14 protein-coding genes and 1 tRNA gene are annotated in these 23451 nt (G+C 37.6%); 2 read left to right on the forward strand and 13 right to left on the reverse strand.

The genetic code is table 11. The features are described 5' to 3' along the window. Positions 1 to 136 precede the first annotated feature (136 nt). The 3 genes from upp to Q1K37_RS04055 form a co-directional block, all read right to left on the reverse strand. Positions 137 to 766 carry a uracil phosphoribosyltransferase gene (upp, locus tag Q1K37_RS04045; protein WP_300409604.1) on the reverse strand — a complete coding sequence of 210 codons (630 nt, stop codon included), beginning with the start codon at positions 764 to 766 and terminating at the stop codon, positions 137 to 139. Between the two features lie 96 nt (positions 767 to 862). Further along, a complete protein-coding gene (locus tag Q1K37_RS04050; protein ID WP_300409606.1) occupies positions 863 to 1894 on the reverse strand; it encodes an L-threonylcarbamoyladenylate synthase in 1032 nt (343 codons plus the stop codon). Then, a complete protein-coding gene (locus Q1K37_RS04055) occupies positions 1875 to 2810 on the reverse strand; it encodes a cation diffusion facilitator family transporter (RefSeq protein ID WP_300409608.1) in 936 nt (311 codons plus the stop codon). Before Q1K37_RS04055 ends, Q1K37_RS04050 begins: the two co-directional genes overlap by 20 nt. 104 nt (positions 2811 to 2914) lie before the next feature. Here Q1K37_RS04055 and Q1K37_RS04060 point away from each other — a divergent pair. Further along, positions 2915 to 3001 (forward strand) — tRNA-Leu (locus tag Q1K37_RS04060). Positions 3002 to 3459: 458 nt separating this feature from the next. Here Q1K37_RS04060 and nifJ read toward each other — a convergent pair. The 10 genes from nifJ to Q1K37_RS04110 all read right to left on the reverse strand — a co-directional run bounded on the left by nifJ (position 3460) and on the right by Q1K37_RS04110 (position 22204). Continuing rightward, positions 3460 to 7083 carry a pyruvate:ferredoxin (flavodoxin) oxidoreductase gene (gene nifJ / locus Q1K37_RS04065; protein ID WP_300409610.1) on the reverse strand — a complete coding sequence of 1208 codons (3624 nt, stop codon included), beginning with the start codon at positions 7081 to 7083 and terminating at the stop codon, positions 3460 to 3462. A gap of 47 nt (positions 7084 to 7130) precedes the next feature. Further along, positions 7131 to 8051 carry an HPr(Ser) kinase/phosphatase gene (hprK, locus tag Q1K37_RS04070; protein WP_300409612.1) on the reverse strand — a complete coding sequence of 307 codons (921 nt, stop codon included), beginning with the start codon at positions 8049 to 8051 and terminating at the stop codon, positions 7131 to 7133. Continuing rightward, positions 8038 to 9894, reverse strand: a complete 1857-nt coding sequence (gene uvrC / locus Q1K37_RS04075; protein ID WP_300409613.1) for an excinuclease ABC subunit UvrC — start codon at positions 9892 to 9894, stop codon at positions 8038 to 8040. Before uvrC ends, hprK begins: the two co-directional genes overlap by 14 nt. Continuing rightward, complete coding sequence (locus tag Q1K37_RS04080; protein ID WP_300409614.1) at positions 9894 to 11666, reverse strand: aminopeptidase P family protein; 1773 nt, start codon at positions 11664 to 11666, stop codon at positions 9894 to 9896. The genes uvrC and Q1K37_RS04080 overlap by 1 nt, the downstream gene beginning before the upstream one ends. Positions 11667 to 11879: 213 nt before the next feature. Next, positions 11880 to 13547, reverse strand: a complete 1668-nt coding sequence (locus Q1K37_RS04085; protein WP_300409616.1) for a peptide ABC transporter substrate-binding protein — start codon at positions 13545 to 13547, stop codon at positions 11880 to 11882. A gap of 1 nt (position 13548) precedes the next feature. Beyond that, positions 13549 to 14532, reverse strand: a complete 984-nt coding sequence (locus Q1K37_RS04090; RefSeq protein WP_300409618.1) for an ABC transporter ATP-binding protein — start codon at positions 14530 to 14532, stop codon at positions 13549 to 13551. Next, positions 14522 to 15529 (reverse strand): ABC transporter ATP-binding protein, encoded by a 1008-nt coding sequence (locus tag Q1K37_RS04095; protein WP_300409619.1) that lies wholly within the window; start codon positions 15527 to 15529, stop codon positions 14522 to 14524. The genes Q1K37_RS04090 and Q1K37_RS04095 overlap by 11 nt, the downstream gene beginning before the upstream one ends. A gap of 8 nt (positions 15530 to 15537) precedes the next feature. Further along, positions 15538 to 16563, reverse strand: coding sequence for an ABC transporter permease (locus Q1K37_RS04100; RefSeq protein WP_300409621.1), 1026 nt, complete (start codon positions 16561 to 16563; stop codon positions 15538 to 15540). Between the two features lies 1 nt (position 16564). After that, positions 16565 to 17494: an ABC transporter permease gene (locus tag Q1K37_RS04105; RefSeq protein WP_300409623.1), complete on the reverse strand. Its 930-nt coding sequence runs from the start codon at positions 17492 to 17494 to the stop codon at positions 16565 to 16567. A gap of 456 nt (positions 17495 to 17950) precedes the next feature. Then, on the reverse strand, positions 17951 to 22204 hold the full coding sequence (locus tag Q1K37_RS04110; protein WP_300409626.1) for a leucine-rich repeat protein: 4254 nt from the start codon (positions 22202 to 22204) through the stop codon (positions 17951 to 17953). Between the two features lie 168 nt (positions 22205 to 22372). On the opposite strand from Q1K37_RS04110, the gene ychF reads away from it, so the two are divergent. Further along, on the forward strand, positions 22373 to 23451 hold a 1079-nt coding region (gene ychF / locus Q1K37_RS04115), incomplete at its 3' end, for a redox-regulated ATPase YchF (RefSeq protein WP_300409629.1).

The following is a 23451-nucleotide window of genomic DNA, read 5'->3' on the forward strand; positions in this document are numbered from 1 at the left end:
TTCACAATTTTATAAACTTAATGGCTTAGCTTTGAAAGAAGTTTTTCAAAATCCTCTCACTTAAGCTTTAAAGTGCTAAACTAAACCATAAGCTAATAATAACATAATAATATGACTTATTCAATAAACAAAATTCTTATTTTGTACCAAAAAGTCTATCTCCTGCATCTCCCAGTCCTGGAAGGATATATCCATGTTCATTTAACTTCTCATCAAGACCTGCAATGTAAATAGGCACATCTGGATGATTTTCATGAACCGCTTTCACTCCCTCAGGGGCAGCGATAATATTGACTAATTTTATATTCTTAGCTCCCTTATTCTTAAGATATTGAATAGCTGCACTAGCTGAACCCCCAGTTGCAAGCATAGGGTCTAGTACAAGAACTGTTCTTTCTGCAATATCTTGAGGAAGTTTGCAATAGTATTCCACAGGTTCCAGTGTTTCAGGATCCCTATATAGTCCAATATGTCCAACCTTCGCTGCTGGAATGATATTCAACATACCATCAACCATTCCAAGTCCCGCTCTAAGTACAGGTATAATGGCAACTTTCTTACCAGAAAGTACCTTTGTCTTCATCTTTTGTAGTGGAGTTTCTATTTCAATGTCTTCCATGGAAAAATCTCTAGTTACTTCATAGGCCATCAACATTGAAATCTCAGCTACTAAGTCTCTAAACTGTTTCGATCCGGTATTGATATCACGAAGAATACTCAACTTGTGAGTAATTACCGGATGATCAAAAATTGTTACATTATCCATTTTTCCCTCCTGTTTCTCTACTAATATAATAACATTAAAGAACAGTTCATGTAAATTAAGCTTAAAGAAGAATGCTATAAAATTTTAATTTCCCTATTATTCTAATACAACCAAATTTCCGCCACTGGACTTCTTAAGCCTGTTCATTATCCCAATCCCCAAGTTCTTTTCTTCAACTCCCTCACATAGGATGTACTCAACGCCGTCCTCGTCACATTGCCTTAAAATCCTAAAGATTAGAGATGCCATCTGCAATAGATTTTCTCTATCCCCTAGGGAGTAGAATTTATAAAAATCATTTATTAAATCTTCATTGTCACTAAAGGTGATAAGTGCTGTCTTTAAATTTGAAAGCTCTTCGCCCCTTTTAATAAAATAGTTCCTAACCTTATCTTTATTACCCAATATCAACTCCATTCTACCCTTAGGAGCATAATGTTTGTATTTTTGTCCAGGAGATTTTGGAATTTCTCCTTCCTTTAATATGGATTTGTCGTATTCCACTTTTCCAAAATGAATTTCTAAATCCTCCTTAGAATAAAAACCAGGTCTTAAAATAAGATAGGGCTTTGAAGTACAGTCCAATACAGTAGACTCAATTCCTACAGTACAACTACCGCCATCCACTATAAGTGGAATCTTATCTTGCATATCCTCATAGACATCCATAGCAGTAGTCGGCGAAGGCCTTCCAGAAAGATTTGCAGAAGGTGCTGCAATGGGAACTTTGGCTTTTTGTATAATCTCTCTTGTTATATCATTTTTAGGCATTCGTATTGCAACAGTGTCTCCACCAGCAGTTACAGTTTCTGGAATGATATCAGATTTATTAAGTATTATAGTTAAAGGACCTGGCCAGTAGTTTTCTACAGCTTCCAAAACGCTGGGCGAAACATCTTTTACTAGCCTATCCAGTTCCTTAATCTCCGATATATGAAGTATAAGTGGGTTGTCAGCAGGTCTATTCTTAACTTCAAAAATTTTTTTACATGCAATGTCGCTTAGACCATCTCCTCCAAGACCATAGACCGTCTCCGTTGGAATCGCCACAAGTTCTCCCTGTCTAATCAGACTTGCAGCATAGTCTGCAATTTTGTCCATATCCTCTTTAATTATTTCCGTCTTCATATTTTTCTGCTGGATCCATATGGATTACTATTTGAACAGAAGTCTGATCCTTAATCTCTCTTTCCAAACCATCTGCTATATCATGTACATCCTTAAAAATAAGGTCACTTGGAAATTCCACATGAACGGACCCAACAATCTTTCCTCCTCCATAGTCATGTAAATCTAAATCGTGAACCCCACTTACATACTTTCCTTTTAATAATATATTCTTAATCTTGTCCTGTAATTCCTTAGAAGGAGCCTTACCTAGAATATAGTAGGTAGAGTGTTGCAAGATCTCCAAACCGGATTTAAATATCAAAAGGGATACTACAAGACCTGCGATACCGTCGATATTTATATCAAAGAATACAAATACCAAGATGGATATTAAAATCCCTATAGATGAAATCACATCATTTACTGCATCCTCTGCAACACCAATCATCCCAAGGGAATTTATCCTATTACCTACAACTCTATTGTAGATATATAAAAATATCTTGATAAATAGTGATAAAATCAAAAGTCCAATAGAAACCCAACTGGAATTTAAGTCCTCCGGCTTAATAATCTTCTCCACCGATGACTTAAATAACATTACACCAGTACCCAAAATCAAAAGGGCAACAATAAAAGAAGATATATACTCATATCTTCCATGTCCAAAGGGATGTTCCTCGTCAGCGGGCTTTCCAGCTAAATAGCCACCTACAATGGTTACTATAGACGAAAGGGAGTCCCCTAAATTATTAAAAGCATCAGAAATAACGGCAATGGAATTTACCACAATGCCCACAGCAAGTTTTACTCCAAATAAAATTAAATTGGCCAACACGCCAATATATCCCGATCTTTTAATGTATTTGTTCCTGATGACAGGATCTTCCAAATTGTCCTTGGAACTAATAAAAAACTTTTCTAAACTTTCCATAATATCCTCTCAAATTTTTATACTCTTATTATATCATGAATATCATATTAAATTTTTCTTGCGTCCATGTTAAATCTATGTTATTATTATATGGTAATTGACTCGCCGGAGTGGCGGAATTGGCAGACGCGCGGGACTCAAAATCCCGTGATGGCAACATCGTGCGGGTTCGACCCCCGCCTCCGGCACCAAATAAAGAGCATGTTTCAATTTTTATATGTTGAAACATGCTCTTCTTAGTATTAAAGAGGGAGGCCTAAGGACACGTTTCGTAATGTTTCCTAACGGCCTCCCTCTTTAAAATCTCCCTCCTCCTTACCCTTCCAACGATTCAGGATTTGCAATCCTGAAAACCTAGCTGTAAAAGGAGAAAGAAATCTGTGGGATTTCTTTCAAATTTTGTAAATTATATTTCGTAATTTTTAATAAATTACAATCTCATCTTCTATATTTTACCTCTCCATAAATTAAAGCTTGACATCGGAGTTTATGTAGGGAAAGCTGTTGGCTTTCCTTCCAAGTTTCCCACATCCCATCTCTCACTTCTCACTTCTCAATAACTGAATGCGGGATCACCTCTCACCTCTCACTTCCCACCTCTTGCACTAGCAATAAAAAAGAGGGGATTTTTGTCCCCTCAATCTTTATCTTAGTCGGTAATTTTATCTTCTTTACCTACTGTTTGTTCTTTTTTGTCTTCACTTTTAAATTCTTTGTCTTCTTCGTCAGACTTGCTATAGTCATAGCTTGCCATTCTTACATAGCTTTCGTATCTTTCTCTTGCATCTTCTTCTGCTTCTTTAAATAGAACTTCTGCATCTTCAGGGAAAGAACGCTTCAAGGAAGTGTATCTAACTTCTGATTTTATAAAGTCTTGGAAGGAACCTGTTGGTTCTTTTGAATCTAATGTGAATGGATTCTTTCCTTCGTCTTTAAGTCTTGGATCGAATCTATATAGGTGCCAGTATCCTGCTTCAACGGCTCTCTTTTGTTGATTTTGAGCTTGTCCCATACCACCTTTAATACCGTGGTTGATACATGGAGCGTAAGCTATAATCAAGGATGGTCCGTCGTAGCTTTCGGCTTCTCTAATAGCCTTTAGTGTTTGTGCTTGGTTTGCACCCATTGCAATTTGTGCAACATATACATAACCATAGGTTGTAGCCATTAGACCAAGGTCTTTCTTTCTAATCTTCTTTCCTGAAGCAGCAAATTTTGCAACTGCAGCTGTAGGAGTTGATTTAGATGATTGACCACCTGTATTTGAATAAACTTCTGTATCCATTACTAGGATATTTACATTTCTTCCTGTAGCGATAACATGGTCAAGTCCGCCATATCCAATGTCGTATGCCCAACCGTCACCACCAAATATCCAAACGGATTTCTTGATTAAGAAGTCTTTTCTTTCTTCGATTTCATCGATTATCTTATCTGCTTCTTCATTACCGGTCTTATCCTTTAATAGAGGTAGGATTTCACCAGTAGCAGCCTTGGATTTTGTAGAATCGTTCATTCCTTCAATCCATACTTTGAAATGTTCATTTAGTGGATATTCGATATTCAATTCTAGGAATTCTTCCATCAATAGACGAAGTTTTTCTCTAGTCTTTTCTATACCAATTTCCATACCATAACCGTATTCAGCGTTGTCTTCAAATAGGGAGTTAGCCCAAGCTGGTCCCTTGCCTTCTGCATTTTGACAATAAACTGTTGCAGGAGCTGATCCACCCCAGATTGATGAACAACCTGTTGCATTGGCGATTAACATTCTATCTCCAAATAGTTGAGTTATAAGCTTAGCGTATGGTGTTTCACCACAACCTGCACAAGCTCCTGAGAACTCTAATAGAGGTTGTTTAAACTGACTACCCTTAACATTTGTTTCAGGTACAAGACCTTCCTTGTATCCTACTACATCATGGGCATATTTCCAGTTGTCTTTTTGTTCTTGATATTGTTCTTCAAATGGTTCCATTGAAAGAGCCTTGACCTTAGATGGACATACTTGAACACAGTTTCCGCAACCTGTACAGTCTAATGTTGAAACTTGAATTCTAAATGTATAGTCTTCTAATCCCTTACCAATTGCTTTTTTAGTTTCAAAGTTTTCAGGTGCATTTGCCTTTTCTTCTTCTGTTACTAAGAATGGTCTAATAACAGCATGAGGACATACATAAGCACATTGGTTACATTGGATACAGTTTTCTATATGCCATTTTGGAACTTGTAGTGCAATGGCTCTCTTTTCATATTGAGAAGTACCTTGTGGGAATTCTCCATTTTCTCTACCTTGGAATTTAGAAACTGGTAGGCTGTCCCCTTCATGGGCATTGATAGGTTTTACCATTTCTCTGATGAATTCAGGAAGATCTTGGTCGTCGTCCTTTTCATCTTCTAGGTCTTTCCAGCTTTCAGGTACGTCTATTTTAACTAGTGCGTTAACCCCTTGTTCAACGGCTTCAAAGTTCATGTTTACAACATCTTCACCTTTTCTACCATAGGATTTAACGATTTGTGCCTTAAGTCTTTCCTTAGCCTCTTCAATAGGTAGAACCTTTGAAAGGTTAAAGAATGCAGATTGCATTACCATGTTTATCCTTCCACCAAGTCCAATGTCTGCAGCTATTTGAGATGCATTGATAGTGTAGAAGTTGATTTCATTTTCAGCAATCTTTCTCTTTAATGAGTTTGGAAGGTGCTTTTCAAGTTCCTCTTCACTCCAAATACAGTTAAGTAGGAATGTTCCACCCTTCTTTAGACCCTTTAATAGGTCATATTGGTTAACATATGCTTGTTTTGAACAAGATATGAAATCAGCATGATCTACAAAGTAAGTTGATCTGATTGGGCTGTTACCAAATCTCAAGTGAGATATTGTTATACCACCAGATTTTTTAGAGTCATATTCGAAATATCCTTGTGCATACATATCTGTAGCATCAGCGATTATCTTAATGGCAGATTTGTTAGCTCCAACGGTTCCGTCAGATCCAAATCCCCAGAATTTACATCTAATTGTTCCTTCTGGAACTGTGTTGATGTCCTTTGTAACTTCTAGTGATCTATAAGTAACATCATCATTGATACCTATAGTAAATCTTTCCTTAGGCTCATCAGCTACTAAGTTGTCATATACTGCAAGGATTTGGCCAGGAGTTGTGTCCTTTGAACCAAGTCCATAGATTCCTGAATAGATCTTAGGTCTTCTTTCGTCGTCATAGAATGCAGATTTAACATCTAGGTATAGTGGTTCTCCCAAAGATCCCTTTTCCTTAGTTCTATCTAAAACTGCAATTCTCTTTACAGTTTGAGGAATCTTGTTTAGAAGATGTTCCTTAGAGAATGGTCTGTATAGGTGAACTTTAACAAGTCCAACTTTTCTTCCTTCTTCTTCTCTTAAGTAGTCGATTGTCTCTTCAATTGTTTCAGTTACTGAACCCATTGCTATGATTATATCTTCAGCGTCTTCAGCACCATAATAATCGAATAAACCGTAGTTTCTTCCAGTAAGTTCGTTAATTTGTTTAATATAATCTTCAGTAATTCCTACTATATTTTCATAGTAGGTATTAGAAGCTTCAATTTCTTGGAAGTAGATGTCTGGGTTTTGAGCAGTACCCATAGTCTTAGGATTTTCTGGGTTTAAAGCTCTTTCTCTAAAGGCTTTAATTGCATCCTTGTCAACTAATTTTGCTAAATCGTCATATTCGATAACTTCGATCTTTTGGATTTCATGGGAAGTTCTAAATCCATCAAAGAAATGTAGGAATGGAACTCTTCCCTTAATAGCTGAAAGGTGAGCAACTGCTGCAAGGTCCATAACCTCTTGTACTGATCCTGAAGCAAGCATTGCAAATCCTGTTTGTCTAGCCGCCATTACGTCTTGGTGATCCCCAAAGATACTTAAAGCGTGGGAAGCTAGGGCTCTTGCAGATACGTGGAATACCCCTGGAAGAAGTTCCCCTGAAATCTTGTACATATTAGGAATCATAAGTAAAAGTCCTTGAGACGCTGTAAATGTTGTTCCTAATGAACCCGCTACTAAAGCACCATGTAAAGCTCCTGCTGCCCCTGCTTCAGATTGTAATTCTGATACATGAACAGTTTGTCCAAATATATTCTTTCTACCAAAAGCAGCCCATTCATCTACATTTTCAGCCATATTTGATGATGGCGTAATAGGATAAATTGCTGCAACGTCAGTAAATGCATAGGCTACATGAGCAGCCGCCATGTTACCGTCCATGGGTTGCATTTGCTTTTCTTTCATTAAATTACCTCCTTGTAATTTTACTCTAAATAATATTTAACCGACTTCTAATCTTCTTCTGTGTTAGAAAACAGTCTTTTACTAAGCTCTATAGCCGCATTGTATCCATAGTTTCTCTGTCTATAATTTCTGACAGCAACTTCCACAATCATAGCTATGTCCCTACCTGGTTTAACAGGTACTATTACCTTTTGGACATTGACTCCAAGTATTTCCATATACTCTATATCAAGTCCAAGCCTGTCATATTCCTTGTCATCGTCCCATGGTTCAAGGACCACCACAAGCTCTATTTCAACATCCGGCTTAACGGATCCAATACCATAGAGCCTTTGAATATCCAAGATACCAATCCCTCGAATTTCAAGGAAATGACGTATATTCTTAGGAGCTTGTCCAATTAAAACCTTGTCCATTCTCCTTACTTCCACCACATCGTCCGCCACAAGTCTGTGACCACGAATGATAAGATCCAGTGCTGTTTCCGACTTACCTACAGAGGACTTACCGGTTATTAAAACTCCAATCCCGAAGACCTCCATAAGACCCGCATGCATATTGGTTTCTTCACTTAGGAAGTAGGCCAATTTGTCATCTATCCTAGATATCAATCTAGTAGTAGGTCTAGTAGAGCGAATAATGGTCTTATCGTACTTATTTGCCAAGTCGATAACGTAGTCATCGATCTCTTGACCCTGGGTAAATATCAGACATGGGATTTCCCTTGACATGATACCCTCTACCCGTTTACACCTTAAATCAGGCTCCATGGAATTTAAAAAAATAGACTCGGTCTTACCAATAATTTGAAGCCTTTTATTTGGAAAATGCTCCATAAACCCAGAAAGTTGAATTCCCGGTCTATTAACTTGAGAATTGGTGATTATAAGTTCATGAAAATCAGAACTTTCCTTCACGATTTCCAGTTCCAATTCCTCACAAAGTCTCTTTAATTTAATTCCCTTCATCTTTAACTCCATTAAAATAATTATATACAGCTTCAGCAGTTCTTCTATTCATCTTATCCACCTCTAAAAGTTGAGTAATAGATGCCTCTTTAATCTTGTCGATGGATTTAAAATGGGTTAGAAGAGCTTTCTTTCTCACATTTCCAATACCTTTAATATCATCTAACTCAGATTTAATCATTTCCTTTTCCCTGAGCTTCCTATGATAATTTATGGCAAATCTATGGGTTTCTTCTTGAATGTCGTATAGAAATCTATAGATAGGACTGGAAATTTTTAAAGGTATCTCAACACCATTGTATACAATTCCCTTGGTATTGTGAAATTCATCTTTATATAGACCACAAATTGGAATATCCATGTCCACAACTCGAAGTGCAAACTTGGCCGCATTAACCTGTCCCTTACCACCATCTATTATAATAAGGGATGGCCTTTTTCCAAAACCCACTTCGTTATTTCCTTGACTATTCTCATGAGCAAGTCTGGAAAGCCTCCTAGTTAAAACCTCCTGATGGCTCTTGTAGTCATCTGGACCTTCAACCGTCTTTATCTTAAACTTTCTATATTCCCCAGGCGCCTTCTGTCCATTTTCATAAACCACCATGGACCCTACAGACTGAACCCCGGAGGTGTTAGAAATATCATAGGATTCTATTCTATTGATAGGTGAAATCTTAAGTAGATTTTCCAAATCTACCAAGCCTTGCGGTCTTTCCCTCTCCCTACGCCTTAGATATGCTAAATGTTTTTCTAAAGTCTCCTTGGCGTTCTTTTCAACAAGTTCTATAAGTCTAACCTTCTCTCCCCTTTGAGGGATGGTAAGCTTTACCTTTTTCCCCTTTATCTGGGAAAGGTACTCCCCAAGAGCGTCTATATTGTCCGGCTCTTTTTGTAGCACTATCTCCCCTGGGACAAAGGCCATGTCAAAATAGAACTGTTGAAGAAAAGATGAAAACACCTCTTCGTCACTATCACCAATAGAATTATCCAATATAAAATGTTCCCTGTCTATTATTTTACCACTTCTCATAATAAAAACCTGCATAGAAATAATATCTTCAGTTCTAGCCATGGCTACTATGTCCATGTCGGTTCCCTTGGAAGTTCTTACGATCTGTTTTTCAATAATCGTCTCTAAGTTTCTAATATTGTCCCTGTATCTTGCAGCTAGTTCAAAATTTAAACTCTCTCCAGCACTCACCATCTTCTTTTTTAGATGGGTGATTAGTTTCTTATGCTTTCCCTTAAGGAAATCTTCCACATGGGAAAGGTCTTCAAGGTACTCTTCTTCAGAGATAGCCTTGATACAAGGACCAGAGCATTTGTGTATAAAATAGTATAGGCATGGCCTTTTCAAATATTGGCCCTTGTCAAAATTCAGATTACACCTTCTTATTTTATACATATCCTGGAATAATTCTATGATTTCAGTCACACCGTAGGCGTTTGGGAAGGGGCCATAGTAGTCCCCTCCGTCCTGCCTGATGACCCTATCCTTTAAAATTCTAGGAAACTTCTCCTTTGTTATCTTGATAAAGGGATATTTTTCCCCGGATTTTAATAGGATATTGTACTTAGGTTTTTTATCCTTAATAAAGTTGGATTCCAAAATCAAAGACTCAACTTCATTGTCTACTATGATATATTCAAATCTTGCAATATGCTTTACCATCTCATGAACTTTCTCTAAAGTCTGTCCAGAGGGTGTAAAGTATTGCCTTACTCTATTACGAAGATTTTTCGCCTTTCCTACATATATTATTGTATCACTTTCGTCAAACATTAAATAAACTCCAGGACTTGTAGGTAAGGTCTTTAAATTCTTCTCAATATCGAACATTAAATCTCCTTAGTTGCCTCCCTTAGGTAGACTAGATCTTCAGAGTCTAAGTGAGGACTTAGTATTTCAAAACATTTTTTATGATAGTCGTTTAACCAGTTTTTCTCTTCCTCTGTCAATAGTGAAACATCTACTGGTCTTGTATCTATAGGGACCATTGAAAGGGATTCAAAGCCATAGAATTTACCAAATTCAGTTTCGCATTTTTCTACACAAACCATTATGTTTTCAATCCTTATACCATGACTTCCCTCAACATAAACCCCTGGTTCATTGGATGTTACCATTCCTGGAACCATATCCACGTCGTTGTTTACCTTGGAAATATTTTGTGGGCCTTCATGAACCGCAAGTACAAACCCAACACCATGACCAGTTCCATGATTAAAGTCGATTCCCTCTTTCCAAAGTGGTCCCCTTGCAAAGATGTCCAGGGAAGAAGACTTGGTTTTTTCTTTAAACTTTGCAGTCATTAAATTGATATGTGATTTCAAAGTCAAAGTGTAATGGAATATCTCGTCCTTGGTAAGTTCTCCAAGGGCAACAGTCCTTGTGATGTCCGTAGTACCATCCTGATATTGTCCACCACTATCTAAAAGATAAAGTCCCTTTTTCTCTAAGAACACCGGACTTGACTGTGATGGTGAATAATGTGGCAAAGCTGCATTTTCTCCATAGGCAGAGATGGTTCCAAAGCTAGGCTCCATAAACAGATCTTGTTCTTGTCTAAATTCCAGTAGTTTATTTGAACAATCGAGCTCAGAAACTGGAACTTCTTCCTCTAATGACCTCTCTAACCAACTGAAGAACTTAACCAGTGCAACGCCATCTTTAATATATGCATTTTTTTGATTTTTAATTTCAGTCTCGTTCTTTACTGCCTTTAATTCAGTTGAAATGTCCCTTCCTTCAATGGTTTCAACCTTTTCAGGTATGGACTTATAGAGTTTTACATTTATATTTTTCTTATCAAAAAATAGCACTTCTGATTCGTTTAGACCCTTTATAAAGTCGAAAATGCTTTCATAGTCCCTGATCTCAACGTGGGACTTCTTTAAATAGGACTTTACATCTTCAGGAATTTTATTTTCGTCAACAAATAGTATTGCACCTTCCTTATTGATGTAAAGGTAGGATAAGATGACTGGAGTGTTTAGCACATCGCTTCCCCTTATATTAAGAACATAGGCAATGTCATCAAGAGATGTTATAAGATAGGAAGTTGCCCCTTTTTCATCCAGACTCTTTCTGATTTTATTTAGCTTTTCCAAGGCGGACATGCCTGTGTACTTCTCGTCGAGAAGAAAAGCTTTATTTGAAGGCTTTTCTGGTCTGTTCTCCCAGATATCCTCTATGAGATGCAAATCGTATTTGATATTTTCTTCAGGAATATCCTTTGCAATATAATCTAGTAGCCAAAGAGGAAATGTTTCCCCGTTAAATCCAATTTTATAGTCCTTTGTAAATTCTTCATATAAGAACTCCTTCATGGTAGGAACTCCCGTTTCCCCTATCTTGAACAACTTTATTCCAGAAGCTTCAAGTTGCTTAGCCGCCTGAATAAAATATCTTCCATCGGTCCAAAGTCCGGCTTCTTCCTTAGTTATGATTACAGTTCCTGCAGAACCGGTAAATCCAGAAATAAACTCTCTAGTCTTATAACAATCCGGTACATTTTCAGAGTTATGAGGATCCGAAGTTGGTATGATGTACATATCGATTCCGTTTTCTCTCATTTTTTCCCTTAACTTAACTATTTTTTCAACTATCATTTAATCCCCTCTTTCCCTAATATTAGCTACTTTAATTATAACATATCGGTGAATTTCTACTAATTCATGAAGACATTTGTAAAAGTCAAACAAGCACCCTATTAGAGTGCTTGCTCGATTGCCAAGATTTATTTTTTATGAAAGGAGTGTGCTATGCTCTTTCCTTGGCTTTTATTTAATTTTCCTTGTCTTCATTGATAACAAAGACTAGGTTTAGAAACCAGTTGTTGATTTAAAGAAGAAGTATCCCAGTGGTGTATAGTACATTCCCTTTATATTTGGCTTAATCATGTAGGAGTTGTTGTAGAAGTAAAGCGGTGCTACAACAGCGTCATCACCAATCAGAATATCCTCCGCCTTATGCATATTTTCCATTCTTACCTTTTGGTCAGAAGTCGCCTTAGCCTCCTTGACTAACTTATCGTACTCGTCGTTCTTGTATTGGGCGTCGTTGTTACCCCCACCGGTCATCCACATGTCGATAAAGGACATTGGATCGTTGTAGTCTGCTATCCAACCATGTCTAGCTATATCGTAGTTACCTTGCTTTCTTTCATTTAAGAAAACATTCCAGTCCTGGTTTTGTAGAGTAACCTGTACTCCAAGTTTTTCTTGCCACATATTTTGTAAAGCTTCTGCAATAGCTTTATGGTTTTCACTGGTATTATATAGATATTCTATTTGAGGGAAGCCTTCCCCGTCTTTAAAACCAGCCTCTTCCATTAACTTCTTCGCTTCTTCTACATTCTTTTCATAGTCATCGACCTTTATAGAATAGTAGTCTCCACCGACAGTTCTAAAGTCCTCACCTTCTGCACCTTTCTCGTCATAAACTCCAGAAGGAACATAACCTGAAGCAGGCTCTTGACCCTGTCCTGTAACTTGTTTAACGATAAAATCTCTGTCAATTACAAGGGAGAAAGCCTTTCTTACCTTTGGATTGTCAAAAGGTGCCTTCTCAGTGTTGAAACATACAAAGTAAGTACCAACATAAGGAAGTATCTTCAATTCCTTAGTATCTAATAGCTTTTGAATTTCATCTTGAGGTACTGAGGACACAAAGTCCAAGTCTCCAGACCTATAAGATGCATAGATAGCATTCTCATCATCTTGAAGGTGGAAAGCCAACTTCTCTGCCTTTACAGAATCCAAATCGTGGTACTCAGGATTTTTAACCATGGACAATGTTTGGTTATGTTCCCAAGCTTCAAGCTTATAAGGTCCATTCACTATTAAAGTGTCTGGTGAATTGGTCCAAGTGCTACTGCCTTCAACGGCGTCCTGTCTTACAGGCATAACTGCAGGAAAGGCACATATCTCTTCAAAGTATGGACACTTTACACTTAAATTTACAACAAATGTCTTTTCATCCGGTGCAGAGATATCCAATTTTTTGTCTTCACTGTCATATCCCTTTACCATATCCAACATATACTCATAATCCGCTGCAGTTTCAGGATTTACAAGTCTATTCCACGCGTAGACAAAGTCGTTGGCAGTTACAGGTTTTCCGTCGGACCACTTGGCATCTCGTAACTTAAATGTCCAAGTTAGACCATCTTCTGACACATCCCAAGACTCTGCAATTCCTGGTTTTAAAACAGCATTTCCCTTACCATCGTCCTCCCAACGAATCAAGGATTCAAATAGATGGGATATCATTATCGCTCCGTCAACTGAAGTGTTAAGCGCCGGGTCTATGGACTCAGGTTCCGATGCAATGTTTATATCAAGCACTCCATCTTCTCTACCTGCTTCTTCATTAGCGGTGTTCGAACCACCGCCGTCAGTGCCATTACCATTGTTATTGTTTCCACCACATGCGGATAACAACATAACCAAACTAAGTATAACTGCTAAAAATCTAAATCTTTTTCTCATTTTAAAAGCCTCCTATATTATGACAACTTACAAAGTGTCCTGGTTCTAATTCTCTAAATTCTGGTACTTCCTTTTTACAAATCTCAGTAGCATAGGGACATCTTTCATGAAACCTACAACCAGTCGGCGGATTGATTGCCGAAGGAATTTCTCCCTTTAACTTTATCCTGCTTAAACTTCTAGTAAGCTTTGGATCTGGAAGGGGGATAGCCGAAAGCAAGGACTTGGTATAGGGGTGAAGTGGATTTTCATATAGCCTATTTGCATCCACCAGTTCAACCATCTTTCCTAGGTACATCACTCCGATTCTGTCAGAAATATGTTTAACTACAGAAAGATCGTGGGCTATGAAAAGATAGGTTAATCCAAACTCCCCTTGCATATCCTGTAACATGTTTACAATCTGTGCCTGTATTGAAACATCCAGTGCAGAAATAGGTTCATCACATACTATAAACTCTGGCTCCACCGCCAAAGCTCTAGCTATTCCTATACGCTGCTGTTGTCCTCCTGAAAACTCATGGGGATATCTATTGGAATGTTCCTCGTTAAGGCCGACTTTTCTTAAAAGTTCATTGACCCTTTGCCTTCTATTCTTTTTATAAAGTCCATGTATTTCCAAAGCCTCACTGACAATCTCATGTACAGTCATCCTAGGGTCCAGAGATGCAGAAGGGTCTTGAAAAATAATCTGCATTCTTCTCCTAAACTCGTACATATCAGGGTGAATGTTCTTTTTTTTGTCATATATGACATTCCCATCGTAGACTATTCGCCCCGATGTGGGTTCGTGAAGCCTTAGAATAGTTCTTCCTAGGGTGGTTTTTCCACATCCGGACTCACCTACAATTCCTAATGTCTCCCCTTTATTTACAAAAAAGGAAACATCGTCAACCGCATGGACCACAGCTTTATTACTAAAGGCGGTCTGTACAGGGAAATGCTTTACGATATTTTCACAAATAAGTAATTTATTATCTACCATTGACAACCTCCTTTATGTGAAGAAAACACTTTGACCTATGGCCCTTTTCAACCTCTACCATCGGCGGTTCCTTTCTAAGGCAAATGTTCATACAGTGTTCACATCTTGTAGAAAATCCACATCCTTCCGGTGGATTTAACATATCTACCGGAGTTCCTTCTATACTTTCCAATCGATTTGCATCTTTATCGTCAATTCTTGGCATGGACTTTAACAGACCCTTAGTGTAAGGATGGGATGGATTATAAAAGATTTTATCCACAGTTCCCTGTTCCACAATCCTTCCAGCATACATTACACTTACGGTGTCACAGATCTGTGCAACAACTGCTAAGTTATGAGTTATAAAGATAACGCTCATCTTGTTTTTCATTTGAACCCTCTTTATGAGTTCCAAAATCTGTGCCTGTATAGTCACATCCAAAGCAGTTGTCGGTTCGTCAGCAATGAGGATATCCGGTTCACAGATAAGTCCCATGCCAATCATGACCCTTTGTCGCATCCCACCTGAAAGCTCGTGGGGATACTGCTTCATCCTTCTTTCCGGATTTGAGATGCCCACAAGTTCAAGCATCCTCACCGCCTTTTTATAGGCCTCATCCTTTGAAATCTTCTTGTGTACTAAAACCGCTTCCATTAGCTGATTTCCAATGGTGTACACCGGATTGAGACAGGTCATAGGATTTTGAAATATCATGGAACAATCTGCTCCTCTAAACTGTCTCATCTGATTTTTATCAAAGTCCAATACATTTTTACCTTTGTAGAGTATCTTTCCCTTTTTCACCTTACCAGGCGATTGTAAAAGACCCATAATCCCGTAGGATTCTACGGATTTACCCGATCCGGACTCTCCCACAATCCCCATAATCTCGTTTTCATGAAGGCTATAGCAAATACTGTCTACAGCTTTAACTTCTCCTACTGGTGTGTAAAAGGAAATACTCAAATCTTCAACTTTTAAAACTTCTTTATTTAAATTATCTTTAGTTTCCATAATCACACCTACTTTTTCAATCTTGGATCTAGTGCATCCCTAAGCCCATCGGCGAATAGATTTAGAGACAATATCATCAAACTCAACAAAAGGGAAGGAATTATAAGCCTATAGGCATAGGAGTAAATTCCACCTAGGGCATCCGCCGCCATAGCTCCCAAGGATGTCATTGGCGCTGAAACCCCAATTCCTAAAAAAGATAGAAATGATTCTAGAAATATTGCTGAAGGTATTTGCATTGCCGTCATGACTATAATCTGTCCAATACAGTTTGGAAAAAGATGTCTTTTTATGACCCTCTTCTTTGAACCACCTAAGGCTTCCACCGCCGTTACAAACTCCTGTTTCTTAAGCATTAGCACTTGACCTCTGATAATCCTTGCCATTCCCACCCAATACAGTAGTCCAAAGGCTATAAAGATGGATACCAGGGCAGGTCCCAAAGTTGCAAGCTTCTTTGCAATTGCCGAGTTGGAGTTGTTTACAAAACTCTTCATCGGTTGTGAAATGCCTATGGATAATAAAATAACAACTAAGACGTCGGGGATGGAGTAGATTAAATCCAAAATCCTCATCATGATTGCATCGACTCTTCCACCAAAATATCCTGAAATGGAACCATATATTGTTCCAATGATTAGAACTATCAGGGATGCAAAGACCCCTACTATAAGGGAAACCCTGGTTCCATACATGGTTCTAACCATAATATTACGCCCTAGCTTGTCTGTCCCAAAGGGATATTTCAATGAGGGGAATAGATTTTCATCTCCCCTAAACTGTGTCGTATAGTCCCCTTTTACAAAATAGGGTCCAATAAATGCAAATATGAATACTATCAGTAAAAATCCAAGAGATACCATTGCCACCTTGTTTTCTTTAAGACGTCTAAAAGCGTCTTGAAAATAGGATGTGGAAGGAGCTTTCGTTATAAAGTTCTCCTTTGACTCCTGGGAAGCAAGTTCAAAGTCATCTTCTTTAAATTCGTATTCATCTAATTTGAGTTTAGAATTTAAACTAAGTAAATTATCCATTTTAAGCTCCTTTCGTTAAATCTATTCGTGGATCTATAAATCTATATAAAATGTCTACCACCATGTTCATGAAGATTACAAGGGCTGCAAAGAATAATGTTGTCGCCATTATTATGGGATAGTCTCTGTTTAGTACAGAGTTAATAAAATATCGCCCAAGACCTTGTACTGAAAACACGGATTCAACTACCATGGACCCGGTTATGATTCCAGCAGTCAGTGGACCAAGATAGGTAAGTACTGGTATAAAAGCGTTCTTTAAAGCGTGTTTAAAGAGTATCTTTCCTTCAGAAACTCCCTTTGCCCTTGCCGTTCTAATATAGTCCTGGCCGATTGCATCCAGCATCGATGACCTCGATAGTCTTGCTATATAGCACATAGGATAAAATCCTAGGGAGAAGCAAGGCATCAAGTAGGACTTAAAGGAATTTAAACCCATGGTAGGTAGAGCCTTTAACTTTACTCCAAAGAAGAGCAGTAAAAGAGTTGCAACTACAAACCCTGGAGCAGAAATCCCAATGGTGGTTAAAACCCTAAGTATAGAATCCAACCTTTCGCCACGATGATAAGCCGCAAGGCAACCTAGTGGAACTCCCACTATTATGGCCCAAAACAGTGCCAACAACCCAAGCTTCGCACTGGTAGGAAACATCTCTTCAATGATGTCCATAACAGGCCTATCCTTTTGCATCTTAAGGGAAACTCCGAACTCTCCTTTAAGAGCATTTGTAATAAATTTTTTTAATTGAACCGAATAGGGTTGGTCCAGTCCATATTTTTTGTTTAATGCAGCCAGTACCTCCGGAGATTGGGTCTTCTCACTTGCAAAGGGAGACCCGGGCACCAGCTTCATTAGAAAGAATGTTATACAAGTTACCAAAAATAAAACTGCGATAGCTTGTAAAATTCTCTTGAAAATGTATTTTGTCATAGCCGCCTCCTTATAAAATCGAGCACTTAAATACTAAGTGCTTGGTTTCGTACAATTATACACTTTATCAATTTAAATTGCAAGCTTTATGCAGTATTAAAGTTAAATTCTGTTAAACGTTGCTATTTCAATGTTAGTAAGATGTTTTTCGACTTTTTAAATAGAAATCATCAAATTTTTTAGAATAATTTACGAGAATTTTAATTTAATTTTATGTAAATTTTTGGAAATTTTTGCTATTTTCAACTTTTCACAGTAAATACCTTGAATAAAACCCATTCATATAACTTCATTTTACCTATATTATTTTGTTATTTTTATGGCAAGCTTTATTAAATTAGTCGACCTTTTAGCTTGTTTAAAATCAATTCAAAATAAGCCTCTGGGATTGTATTTTAGACATTAAAAAATCCCCTTTGCCATAAATTAGCAAAGAGGATTTCTAAATTTAATGTCCTAGTTTTTAAAAAATTCTAAAACATCTTTACCTATTAAACTGTCTCCTCCAATTATATGAAGGGTGTTTGCTTCTATTTTATCCAAATAGTCCTTAAGCTTTTTGTCCTTATTGTCCACCAATAAAACAGAACTGTTTTTTATGTGAACAACAGGTGCTATACTAAGGGCGTCTGCATATTCTCTACCAGAAGCTAGGAAGATTTCATCTTTTACATTAAGTTCCTTTAAAACGTTTAAAGACGTTTCGTATCTGTCCTTACCATAAATTCTCTTGGTAGAGCCACTTTCTTTTTCAGCGGCCACAGATACGCTGCCTCTTCCTCCTACAATGACCTTTTCACCACTTAGTTTCTTTAAAAATGAGATATTGTCATTTCCATCTTTAACCAATAGGATTGAAGCTTTGTATTTGTTGGTAAGTCCACTAGATGAAAGAGCATCTGGGAAGTCTTTACCATCCACCACTATCATATTTTCATTGTTGGTAAGACCCATTACCCTTTGTGCAACTAGTTTTGAAGTTTCATATCGATCCTTACCTGCGATCATTTCAACCTTTAGAATATTCTTTAAATCATTTTCAACGGTTAGGTTCACAGAGGAGTCTCCACCTATGATTATTGCATTTTTCGCTCCTAATCTTTTTATTTCATCCTTTAAGGAAGATCTTAGTCCGTCCTTTCCAACTTGTAAAATAGGCGCATTTACTATACCTGCAAAACCACCGGCACTTAAGGCGTCAGAATAATTGTAGCCATCTACAATAATCACTTCGTCTGAATTATTAAAGTATTTTTTAGAGACTTCAATTGAGGTCTCAACTCTATCCCTACCACTAATCCTATCGACTTCACGCTTTACTGGTGTTACTGGAATTGGATCAGTAGGGCTAGGATCATTTCTCTTACCTGACCTTATTACATCTCTCTTAGCTTTATCTAAAGCCTTTACAAAGTCATCCAAAACACCTTGTTCGAAAGCTTCATTTAATGCCTTCTTGGACTGTTCCAAGACGTCTAAAAGATTTTGTTTCTCTCTTCTCCTACCTCTGTTAAAATCTCTAGAGTTTAAAAACTCTTCAATTTCAGATATCTTTTCTTCCAAGGCCTTAGTGTCAAGTTCCACTAGTATTATTTCGTGGAATTTTGATTCAGGGAAGTTTAAATGTTCAGGATTTCTAGTATATAATTTTACAATTCTAGGATTTTTCTCCTCGTCGATATTGTTTTTAAAGGCGTCCTTGTGTAAACTCTTTAAAGAATTAGGTAGATTTACAGTGTCTAAAATCCCTTCTGCAAAGGCGGATTTCTTTATATCTTCAACGCCTTCTTCTAGTACTAAATGCCTTAAATACTTAAACTTTTTATTGTGTTCAAAGGCATTTGGACCAATTTCCTTTACATTGCCAGGAATTGTAATTTTTTCCATTCTATGACCCATAAAGGCCCTTCTGTCGATTTTTTCCAATGTAGATGGAAATACCAATTCCTTAAATGGCGCCCCTTGGAATGCTGAGGATCCTATGGTCTTAACCCCTTCAGGAATTTCAAAGTCCGTTAAGTATATATCCCTAGCAAAACATCCATCTGGAATATATTCCATGGATTTTGAGTAATTAACCTTTGTAAAGAGATTAAGTGAGAAGGCACCGTTACCTATTTCTGTTACAGAGTCTGGTATGGTAAGTTCTCCCTTCAATTGATTTCCATTAAAGGCAGTCATCCCTATGGATTTTAAAGTCTTTGGAAAATCCAAACTCTCCAATGCGTTGTATTTAAATGCGGACTTTCCAATCTGCTCTAATTTTTCAGGAAATACTACAGTTCTCATACCCTCAGGAGACTGAATGTCATCTGTTGCAACTATAACATCATCATCGGACATAGGAAAGGCATCGTCTCCTATCCTTTTAATACTTTCTCCATCCTTGTTATAGCTTGGTAAAACCACATCCTTATTGTATTCAAACTTATCTTTACCAGAAGCTGTAAATCCATTTATACTGTCTTTTTCTATTATAAAGTCATCCAGGTTATATTGCATTTCTGGTTTTACTTCAAGGTTTTCCATGGCTTCACTTAACTTTTTAACAGCATGGTCCACTTCCCCCTTAGTTACATTAGGGTCTAAGGATAAGTCTTTACCATGTTCCAACCAGGTTGAAAGCTCTGCCCAGCTATCATCGGTGTATAGATGCTTAACCAGTTCTTGGGCTTCTTTTATAAGTTCATTTAGTTTCGTCTTATCCGTACCAATCAGAGTAAGACCTGAGATGGCTTCATTTAAATCCGAAGTTGCCTTATCCACTTGGTCCTGTGTTGAGTCATAGTCCTTCATAACCTCCCTAGCCACATCCAATTTATTAAGAAGGTTTACTGAACTTTCCTCTGTATACTGACTTAAACTGTAACTGCTAGCTTTCTTAATAGCGTTATAAAGCTCTTGTCTATCAACTTCAGATTTTAAGATAAACTCCTGGTACTCACTGTTTTTAATATAAGTTGAAGAGCTTAGGTGTTCAGGATTTCTCGTATAGATATATACCTTTCCATAACCTACACCTTCACCGGACTTTATCGGCTCCATTCCAGGGTTACCCCTAAATACATATCCAAGGGTCTTAAACGCGGAGAATGGATAATCCACTGACTTTATTTGGTTATAGGCAAAGGAATAGTTGTCCAATTGAATTAAGTTTACTTCATCGGATATGGTTAAATCCGAGATTTCATTGTAGGCAAAAGCCTCATTACCAACCTTCCAAGTGTTTGCAGGCAGATGCAATTTACCTATGGAATTGTTCTTAAAAGCATAGGAATCAATAATATGTGTCGCCTCAGGCAATGTCAATTCGGTTATCTCATTATCCGCAAAAGCTCCTGCACGAATAATGAAATTCCCCTGCTCTGGATAGACATCTGGAAGTTTTACACTGGTAATCTTCATATTCTTAAAGGCATTTTCCCCTACTCCTAGAACAGGCATATCTTTTCCATCCATATTGATGGAATTTGGTAAAACCAAGTCCTTGTCTGTTTCCAACTTTGCCTTACCCTTTTCACTAAGACCTGTAATGGTCAATGAGTCCTTATACTTAGATATCTTGTCGCTAATTACTTCATAAGTAAAGTCGTCTTGTACCCATGGAGTTTGAACTTTGGATTCGACAAATTTTACCTTGCCGACAATCTTTGTCCTTGCAAGGATTTCATCAGGACAACCTTCGGTACATACATCACCCTTAGGGTTAAATTTAGTCATCACATCTTCTGGAATGTTTGAAAAGCTTGCCTCTATAGAAACTTCCTGTTCCTTAGAACTATCGACATCAACGCTATTCCAGTTAACGGGAATTTCGTAAATTTCTCCTTGACCTTCACTAAGGCTTTGGAAGTCATTTTCACTTATTGCAGAATTTAGTTGGACTTTTTCTTTCAAAAGTTTTATTAAATCCTCTTTACTGGTTCCAACTTTAGCCTCAATTGTACCAAAGTCTAAAGTTATAGGTTCTGTTGTAGTAAAGGCCCTCGCCTTTATGGTAACTTGTCTTCCTTGAGGAATGTCTAAATTATTTTGGAGATTGCCAAAGGTGTATTCAGAAATAAAAAGCTTCTTTCCTTTAGGTGCAATCCTTAAAGTTACATCATTGGAGCCTTTTCTAAATAAAAACCTTCCTAACTCCTCTAGGTTTGAACCTAAAACCAGTTCTCCTTCCATGGATTTGTTCCCCATAAATAGATCTGGTCCTGTGGTCTTTAAGGTATCTGGGAAGTTTACCGTCTTTAACTTAGCATTGCCCATTAAAGCCTTATCTGAAAGCACTTCCAGTCCTTCTGGTAGAACTAAAGTTTCAAGGCTAGTTACTACTATTCCGGAAAAATCAATAGACTTTAAGGTAGATGGAAGATTGATTTCCTTTAAATTAGGTAATTTCATAAATGAATTTTTTCCAATGGTCTCTACCCCTTCAGGCACAGTTACCTTAACCAGGGTTTTCTTTCCTGAAAAAGCACTATTTCCAATATGCTTTACAGAAACTCCACCAATGGTCTTTGGAATGATTAACTCTTCAGCTTCACCATTGTACTTAGTTATGGTCTGAGTAGTTTCATCAAATTCATAGTCCCCTTCTACAATAGAAAGGAGTTTCGGATTTTCTGAAACCTTTTCCTCTGCCAATGAATTTATAGGAAAGGCTCCTATAACCATGGCAAAGATTAACAATAAAGATACTATCCTCTTTTTATTCATGGTTTCCCCCTTTTATTGATTTATAAGATAAATCTTTCTTACATTATAACATTACCTCATAAACTGTGCCACTTTATGCTCACAAATGGCATGAATCGTTTACAATCCCCCATAACTGTGATAAAATCAATATGATTTTTTATGACTATATGAAGGAAGAGGGATTACATGAAATTAGGAATTGTAGGTTTACCTAACGTTGGTAAAAGTACAATGTTTAACGCAATAACAAAGGCAGGAGCTGAATCAGCAAACTATCCTTTTTGTACAATAGACCCAAATGTAGGAATGGTAGATGTTCCCGATGAGAGACTAGAAGTCCTTGGAGAACTTTCTAAATCTAAAAAAATTGTTCCTGCAAGTATAGAGTTTTTCGACATAGCAGGACTTGTTAAAGGTGCTTCTAAGGGCGAGGGCTTAGGAAATAAGTTTTTGGCAAATATTAGAGAAGTGGATGCAATAGTACAAGTGCTTAGATGTTTTGAAGACGACAATATCGTCCATGTAGATGGGGACATCAACCCGCTACGAGACATTGAAACCATAAACTTAGAACTTATCTTTTCCGATATGGAAATGGTTGAAAAGAGATTGGACAAATCCAGTAGAGCATTAAAGGGCAACAAAGACCTTCAACCAGAAGTAGATCTGCTAAAAAGGCTATTAGAAGTGTTGGAACAGGGAAAGTCTGCAAGAGTATTGGACTTAGATGAAGATGAGAAAAAACTGTTAAGAGGCTTTAACCTACTTTCAGACAAGCCAATAGTATATGTGGCAAATATTTCAGAAGATGAGGTTGCAAGTCCTGAAGACAATGAATTTGTAAAGGAGATAATCGACTTTGCGAAGACAGAAAACGCCGAGGTCGTTCCAATTTCAGTAAAGATTGAACAGGAGATTTCAGAACTGGACAAGGAAGATGAAAAAGAATTCTTAGAGGCTTTAGGTTTAGAAGAATCTGGTGTAGACAGCCTTATAAGAGCTTCCTATAGCCTACTTGGACTAATGTCCTTCCTAACTACAGGAGAGATGGAAACAAGGGCATGGACCATAAAAAAAGGCACTAAGGCCGTTGATGCAGCCGGAAAAATCCACACCGATATCGCTAGGGGTTTTATACGAGCAGAAATAGTATCCTACAAAGACCTAGTGGACCTGGGCAGTATGAATGCAGCAAGGGAAAAGGGACTTGTAAGACTAGAGGGCAAGGACTATATAATGCAAGATGGCGATGTGGTTCACTTTAG

Origin of the sequence: Lagierella sp., assembly GCF_029983815.1 — a bacterium.
Classification (GTDB): Bacteria; Bacillota; Clostridia; order Tissierellales; family Peptoniphilaceae; genus Mediannikoviicoccus.

Bases quoted from the DNA above. Each gene is read 5' to 3' on its own strand.
- upp (WP_300409604.1), bottom strand. From the start codon at position 766: ATGGATAATGTAACAATTTTTGATCATCCGGTAATTACTCACAAGTTG.
- Q1K37_RS04050 (WP_300409606.1), bottom strand. From the start codon at position 1,894: ATGAAGACGGAAATAATTAAAGAGGATATGGACAAAATTGCAGACTAT.
- Q1K37_RS04055 (WP_300409608.1), bottom strand. From the start codon at position 2,810: ATGGAAAGTTTAGAAAAGTTTTTTATTAGTTCCAAGGACAATTTGGAA.
- nifJ (WP_300409610.1), bottom strand. From the start codon at position 7,083: ATGAAAGAAAAGCAAATGCAACCCATGGACGGTAACATGGCGGCTGCT.
- hprK (WP_300409612.1), bottom strand. From the start codon at position 8,051: ATGAAGGGAATTAAATTAAAGAGACTTTGTGAGGAATTGGAACTGGAA.
- uvrC (WP_300409613.1), bottom strand. From the start codon at position 9,894: ATGTTCGATATTGAGAAGAATTTAAAGACCTTACCTACAAGTCCTGGA.
- Q1K37_RS04080 (WP_300409614.1), bottom strand. From the start codon at position 11,666: ATGATAGTTGAAAAAATAGTTAAGTTAAGGGAAAAAATGAGAGAAAAC.
- Q1K37_RS04085 (WP_300409616.1), bottom strand. From the start codon at position 13,547: ATGAGAAAAAGATTTAGATTTTTAGCAGTTATACTTAGTTTGGTTATG.
- Q1K37_RS04090 (WP_300409618.1), bottom strand. From the start codon at position 14,532: ATGGTAGATAATAAATTACTTATTTGTGAAAATATCGTAAAGCATTTC.
- Q1K37_RS04095 (WP_300409619.1), bottom strand. From the start codon at position 15,529: ATGGAAACTAAAGATAATTTAAATAAAGAAGTTTTAAAAGTTGAAGAT.
- Q1K37_RS04100 (WP_300409621.1), bottom strand. From the start codon at position 16,563: ATGGATAATTTACTTAGTTTAAATTCTAAACTCAAATTAGATGAATAC.
- Q1K37_RS04105 (WP_300409623.1), bottom strand. From the start codon at position 17,494: ATGACAAAATACATTTTCAAGAGAATTTTACAAGCTATCGCAGTTTTA.
- Q1K37_RS04110 (WP_300409626.1), bottom strand. From the start codon at position 22,204: ATGAATAAAAAGAGGATAGTATCTTTATTGTTAATCTTTGCCATGGTT.